This is a genomic window from Halobacterium bonnevillei, from assembly GCF_009831555.1.
GTDB lineage: Archaea > Halobacteriota > Halobacteria > Halobacteriales > Halobacteriaceae > Halobacterium > Halobacterium bonnevillei.
In genome coordinates, this window is sequence record NZ_WUUU01000172.1 from 1 (window position 1) to 6188 (window position 6188).

7 protein-coding genes are annotated in these 6188 nt (G+C 68.5%); 6 read left to right on the forward strand and 1 reads right to left on the reverse strand.

Translation table 11 applies throughout. The features are described from left to right. From GRX66_RS15450 to GRX66_RS15470, 5 genes are all read left to right on the forward strand, one after another. Positions 1–349: TCP-1/cpn60 chaperonin family protein (locus GRX66_RS15450; RefSeq protein WP_233745572.1), on the forward strand; the 349-nt coding region annotated here is incomplete at its 5' end. Positions 350–502: 153 nt separating this feature from the next. Next, positions 503–1402, forward strand: coding sequence for a 5-oxoprolinase subunit B family protein (locus tag GRX66_RS15455; RefSeq protein ID WP_159527344.1), 900 nt, complete (start codon positions 503–505; stop codon positions 1400–1402). Beyond that, complete coding sequence (locus tag GRX66_RS15460) at positions 1402–2373, forward strand: 5-oxoprolinase subunit C family protein (RefSeq protein WP_159527345.1); 972 nt, start codon at positions 1402–1404, stop codon at positions 2371–2373. The genes GRX66_RS15455 and GRX66_RS15460 overlap by 1 nt, the downstream gene beginning before the upstream one ends. Positions 2374–2537: 164 nt before the next feature. Beyond that, the gene (locus GRX66_RS15465; protein WP_159527346.1) at positions 2538–2786 is read left to right on the forward strand and encodes an acetyl-CoA carboxylase; all 249 of its coding nucleotides are present in this window, start codon (positions 2538–2540) and stop codon (positions 2784–2786) included. Positions 2787–3085: 299 nt separating this feature from the next. Continuing rightward, entirely contained in the window at positions 3086–4468 is a 1383-nt protein-coding gene (locus GRX66_RS15470) for an aspartate aminotransferase family protein (protein WP_159527347.1), read from the forward strand. 167 nt (positions 4469–4635) lie between these two features. On the opposite strand, the gene GRX66_RS15475 is transcribed toward GRX66_RS15470, so the two are convergent. Beyond that, positions 4636–5643, reverse strand: coding sequence for a M20 family metallo-hydrolase (locus GRX66_RS15475; RefSeq protein ID WP_325064149.1), 1008 nt, complete (start codon positions 5641–5643; stop codon positions 4636–4638). A 142-nt stretch (positions 5644–5785) separates the two neighbouring features. On the opposite strand from GRX66_RS15475, the gene GRX66_RS19610 reads away from it, so the two are divergent. Then, positions 5786–5992 carry a hypothetical protein gene (locus tag GRX66_RS19610; RefSeq protein WP_201293055.1) on the forward strand — a complete coding sequence of 69 codons (207 nt, stop codon included), beginning with the start codon at positions 5786–5788 and terminating at the stop codon, positions 5990–5992. Positions 5993–6188: the final 196 nt, after the last annotated feature.

Below are 6188 nucleotides of genomic sequence, written 5' to 3' on the forward strand. Positions count from 1 at the left end.
GTCGGTTCCGGACCGGTCGGCCGTCGTGATGGACGCGTTCGCGGACGCGCTGGAAGACCTGCCGCGCACACTCGCGCGGAACGCTGGCGGGGACGCGGTCGACGTCCTCACTGCCCTGCGTGCCGGGGGGCCGGACGCGGTGTTCGACAGCGACGCGAGGACCGTCAGGGCCGCTGGCGAACAGGGGCCGTACGACCTCGCCGCGGTCGTCGACGGCGTGGTGGCGACGGCGTCGGACGTCGTGGTCCAGCTCGTCCGCATCGACGACGTGGTTCGGGCCGCCGACGGGACCGACGACGAGCCGACTGACTACGACTTCCGGCCGGACCCCGAACGCGACCTGGCGTAGGCCGCCCAGAGAAACCTCGTGTGGCCTCGCGGATAGATATCAGACTGCGTTCCGATTTCGGGAGGATTGTTGCACGCAGTATTCTCATACCGACCACGACTCGGAAATTTACCAGTACCTATAACTCGCTGAACGGGCAACCGTGCCACAGAGATGACGAACAGCATTCAGCGGCAAGAACTCTCCTCGCCCCGGTACGAGTACGGCGGGGACGACCACGTCTTCGTCGAGCTCTCCGAGGAGATGAGCTTCGACGCGAACTTCGAAGCGCAGGCGATCACCCAGGAGATCCGGGAGCGCGACCTCCCCGGAATCATCGAAGTCGCGCCGGCGAACGCGTCCTACCTGCTGCACTTCGACCCGGGGGAGCTACACCCCGACGACCTCATCGAGGAGCTCAAAGCGCTCCGCGAGGAGATCGACATCACCGAGTACACGTGGGAGGCGCGCGTCATCGACTTCCCCGTGCTCTACGACGACCCGTGGACGCACGAGGTCATGATGAAGTTCCGCGACCGCCACCAGGACCCGGACTCGACGGACCTGGAGTACTCCGCGCGCATCAACGGCTTCGACAGCGTCGACGAGTTCATCGACGCCCACTCCGGCGCGCCCCAGATGGTGACGATGGTCGGGTTCGTCCCGGGCCTGCCGTGGACGTTCCAGATGGTGCCCCGCGAGCAGCAGATCGAGGTCCCGAAGTACGTCCAGCCGCGGACCGAGACACCGGGCCGCGCGGTCGGCTACGGCGGCGCGTTCACCGCCACCTACCCGGTGAAGGGCGCGGGCGGCTACCAGCTGTTCGGCCGGACGCCCGTCGAGGTCCTCGACGTCGACCAGGAGCTCCCGGACTTCCAGGACTCCATGGTGTTGCCGAACCCCGGTGACATCCTCAACTACCGCCGCATCGACCGCGAGGAGTACGACGCCATCCGCGAGGAGGTCGAGGCCGGCACCTACGAGTACAACATCGGGACCATCGACTTCCGGCCGGAGGAGTTCTTCGAGGATCCGCAGGGGTACAACGAGCGGATCACGGAGGTGCTAGACTGATGATCGAAGTGCTCGAACCCGGGCTGTCGACGACGGTGCAGGACACCGGACGGTACGGCCACTACCACATCGGGATGCCGCCGTCCGGCGCGATGGACCAGTACGCGCACACGGTCGCGAACTACGTCGTCGGCAACGACGAGGACGCGGCGACCCTCGAGATGACGTACGCCGGGCCGGACCTGAAGTTCCAGGAGGACGCCGTCGTCGCGGCGACCGGCGCCGACATGGAACCGAAGCGCAACGGCGAGCCGATTCCGATGTGGACGGCGGTCCAGGTCGAGGCGGGCGACGTGCTGTCCTTCGAATTCGCGACTGAGGGCGTGCGCTCGTATCTCAGCGTCGCCGGCGGCATCGACGTCCCGGAGGTCATGGAGAGCCGGTCGACGTACACGCTCATCGGCATCGGCGGCCACGAGGGCCGCGACCTCGAGGAGGGAGACGAACTCCCGGTCGGTTCGGCGAACGGGAACGCGACCGTGGGCGCTGCCGTCGACGACGGCCACGTCCCGGACTACGCGAACAACGACACCATCAGCGTCGTGATGGGGCTGTGCGACTACCGGCTGACCGACGAGGGACGCGAGGAGTTCCTCGGCACGCAGTGGAAAATCAGCGACGAGGCCGACCGCGTGGGCTGTCGGCTCACCGGCCCGGACATCGAGGGGATGTTCGAGGAGCGCGAGCAGCCGTTCGGTGCCGGCCCCGACCCGACGAACGTCGTCGACCTCGGGTATCCGGTGGGCTCCATCCAGATGGCGGGCCAGCCCATCATCCTGATGCGGGACGCCGTGACCGGCGGCGGGTACGCGACGGTCGGGACGGTCACCAGCATCGACCGGGACATGCTCGCCCAGGCGCGCACTCACAACGAAATCACGTTCGAGGCCGTCGACGTGGAGGAGGCCCTCGAGGCGCGTGCGAGCCAGGACGAGCAGCTGGAGTTGATTCGGGCGACGTTCCTCGAGTGACGACCGGCGCCGGAGCCCCGTAGCGGCCCCCGGAACCGGCACCAGCCCTGTTGGATTCACTCCTATCTTCTGCGTATTTCTCAAAGCAGAGCCACGAATGCGGCGCCAGTACGGACCGTGTGGGAAAGTTATATGTGTGCCGCCGTTCCAACTCCGATAACGACATGACCGAGCGAACCACCGTCACAGCACCGATGCCGGGCGTGTTCTACCGGCGGCCGGACCCGGACGAACCAACCTTCGTCGAGCCGGGCGACGCCGTCGAGAGCGGCGAAGTAATCGGCCTCATCGGCGTCATGAAGAACTTCCACGACATCACGGCCGACGAGGACGGCGAGGTCGTCGAGTTCTTCGTCGAGAACGAGCAGGAAGTCGACGCAGGCGACGAACTCGCCGAACTCGAAGTCTCGTAGCCGCCCGCTTTTCGGCCCCACGCCGGAACCGCATCTGTCCCCCACCCGGTCCTCGCGAGGAACGGGCACGATTCTCTCGGCCGGTATCGACAGGTCCCTTCCCCGAGCGGCCGGCCCGGTTCGGTGTCGGAGATCCGCGCAGGCCCCATACGGAGCGTCAGCCGAGGCTGTATCGAGCCACGGAGGACGTTGCGCAGGACGCCCATCATAAACTACGTTCAATATATCATCGTATTTGCGCACACAGTTCGCAAAAGCCATACAAAATTATTTGTAATCCGGGGTTTGTAGGTGTGTGTATGACTGGACCGCCGATTCACGACCTGCACTTCGACGACGCGCCGAGCGTCGACACGGTTCCCGGCCCCCAGAGCAGGCGACTGCTCCAGCGACAGCGCGACGTCGACAGCAGCGCCGTCGCGTACCCGGAGAACATCCCGATCGCGCTCGACGAAGCGCGCGGCGCCACCGTCCGCGATGTCGACGGCAACACGTTCCTGGACTTTTTCGCGGGCATCGGCGTGCTCAACGTCGGCCACACGAACCCGTACGTGATGGAGGGGATGTACGAGCAGGCCGAGAAGTTCGTCCACACGGTCGACTTCCCGACCGAGGCGCGCCTCGACCTCATCGAAGCGCTCGAGGAGCGCGCGCCCGGTGACCTCGCCGGGAACAGCCGCGTGGTCTTCGGCGGACCGACGGGCAGCGACGCCATCGAGGCGTCGATCAAGCTCGCGAAGTACAACACGGGCGGCAACGGCCTGGTGGCGTTCCGGAACGCCTACCACGGCGCCACCTCGGGCGCGATGAGCCTCACTGCGAACAAGGGATTCAAGGAGCACTACACGCCGCTCCTGCCGGACGTCGTCCATGCACCCTATCCCTACCCCTTCCAGCAGGACAAAGACCCCGAGCGGGCCGTCGAAGACGCCCTCAACGAAGTCCGCGCCACGCTGCTGGAGCCGTACGGCGGGCTCGCGGACCCGGCGGGCATCTTCGTGGAGCCGATTCAGGGCGAGGGCGGCGTCGTCGTGCCGCCGCAGGGCTTCCTCCAGGGGCTGCGCGACATCGCCGACGAAGCCGAGATCCCCCTCGTCGTCGACGAGATCCAGGCCGGGTTCGGCCGCACCGGCGAGTGGTGGGGCAGCGAGCACTTCGACGTCACGCCGGACGTCGTCACCAGCGCGAAGGCGCTCGGCGGGAACGGCCTCCCGCTGTCCTGTACCATCTACCACGAGGACCTCGACACGTGGGACTCCGGCGACCACGCGGGTACCTACCGCGGGAACGTCCCCGCGATGCGCGCCGGCCTGCGCGCCATCGAGTACATCGAAGGCAACGACCTCCTCGACCACGCGACTGCGATGGGGAACCTGATCCGGTCCCGACTCCGGGAGATTGCCGAGGACAACCCCCAGCTCGCGGACGTCCGCGGGAAGGGGCTGTTCGTCGGCGCGGAGTTCGTCGACGAAGACGGCCACGTGGCCGACGCTGGCGACGTCGTCGCGGACATCCAGGAGTACTGCTACGAGCACGGTCTGCTCGTCTGGAAGGCGGGCCAGTACAGCAACGTGCTCCGCCTGCTCCCGCCGCTGGTCGTCACCGAGGACCAGGTCGAGACGGGGCTCGAGATCGTCGCGGACGCCATCGCGGACGTCGCCACGGCCCCCGCGAGGACGTGACGGGCACCGCGGCGACCTGAACGCGACTGCGGCGGGGCAGCCTTCGCGGCGAGACGAGCGGTCTCGCGACGGTATGGGCGGGCTCGCGACCGCAGTAGAGGCATTGCTGTGCAGTGTGGAGGCCCGGCCGGGCTCGCGAACAACCCCGTTCAGAGCGCGGCGAGGGCTTACTCGGTCGCCAGTTCGAGCGTGGCGTTCGCGAACACCCGAGCGCCAGCGACGCAGTCCGCCCACTCCGTGAACTCCGCCTCAGAGTGGGTGCGGCCGTCGACGCTCGGCACGAACAGCATCCCCGCGTCCGTGAGCGTCTGGAGGTGCTGGGCGTCGTGGCCGGCGCCACTGACGAGGTGCGTCGCCTCGACGCCGGTCGCCTCGATGGCCCGGTCTGCGGCGGCGCTGACGCGGTCGCTGAACGCCATCGAGTGGTGGCGGGAGACGTGGTCGACCGCCGCCTCGACGCCGTGGCGCTCGCAAGCGGCTGCCACCTCGGCCTCGATCCGCTGGACGCCGCGGTCCACGACGTCGTCGTCGTAGCTCCGGAGGTCGACAGTGAACGTCGCGCGCGCCGGGATGACGTTGACGGAGTTCGGTTCCGCGCTCACTTCGCCGACCGTCGCGACGGCGTCCGCGGAGAGCCGGCCGGGCAGCCGGGTAATCTCCGAAATCGCGTCGGTGGCGGCCGCGAGCGCGTCCTGCCGAGCGTGCATCGGCGTGGGGCCGGCGTGGTCGGCCTGCCCCTCGACCGTGATCCGTAGCCACGACATCCCGTAGACGCCGTCCACGACGGCGACCGAGAGGTCGCGGTCGTCCAGCGTCGGCCCCTGTTCGACGTGGAGTTCGAGGTAGCTGTGGACGCCAGCGTCCGGGGGCTCGCAGGGCGCGTCGCCGTCGTAGCCGATGCGTTCGAGTTCGTCGGCGACCACGGCGCCGTCGCGGTCGGTCGCAGCGAGCAGGGATTCGACGTCCTCGTAGCCGACGTACCCCGAACTCCCCATCATCGACGGCTGGAAGCGCGTGCCCTCCTCGTTCGTCCAGTTCACCACCTCGAGTGGGCGGTCGGGTTCGGCGTCCGACTCGGCGACGGCTTCGACCGCCTCCAGCGCGGTGAGGACGCCGAGCTGGCCGTCGTAGCGGCCGCCGTAGGGCTGTGAGTCGAGGTGCGAGCCCACGAGCACGGGGCGCCGCGCCCGGGTTCCGGCCGGGGTATCGACCGAAGACGTTCCCGAGTTCGTCCACGCGGACGTCCAGGCCGGCGGTCTCGAGGTCGGCGACGAACTGGTCCCGCGCGTCGCGGTCGGCGTCCGAGAGCGCGAGGCGGTGCAGGCCGTCGTCGTCGGTCGCGCCGAACTCGCTGTACGCCTCGAACCGCTCCCGGAATCGGTCGGCGTCGATGGCTACCGCGTCGTGCATGCGCGGACAGTCCGCGCCCGCGGGCAAAAGTCGTCGGGATGCGGCGACCGCCCCGGGACGTCGCCCCCGGAACACGGCGACGGCATCGACACGACGGCTGCACCGGCACGGTAGCAACGCCACCGACACGGCAGCGACACGAGGTCGCAGGTGGATTTACGGGCGCTGCCAGCGAACCGGGTACCGTGACAGCAATCGACCCAGCGACCGGAACGCCGGATCTAGCGGGGAACACCGCGCTCGTCGCCGCGTCCAGCAGCGGCCTCGGGAAGGCCGCAGCGACGTCCCTGGCGGCCGCCGGCGCGAACGT

Coding starts and splice junctions, on each gene's coding strand:
- GRX66_RS15460 (WP_159527345.1), top strand. CDS start 1,402: ATGATCGAAGTGCTCGAACCCGGGCTGTCGACGACGGTGCAGGACACC.
- GRX66_RS15470 (WP_159527347.1), top strand. CDS start 3,086: ATGACTGGACCGCCGATTCACGACCTGCACTTCGACGACGCGCCGAGC.
- GRX66_RS15465 (WP_159527346.1), top strand. CDS start 2,538: ATGACCGAGCGAACCACCGTCACAGCACCGATGCCGGGCGTGTTCTAC.
- GRX66_RS15455 (WP_159527344.1), top strand. CDS start 503: ATGACGAACAGCATTCAGCGGCAAGAACTCTCCTCGCCCCGGTACGAG.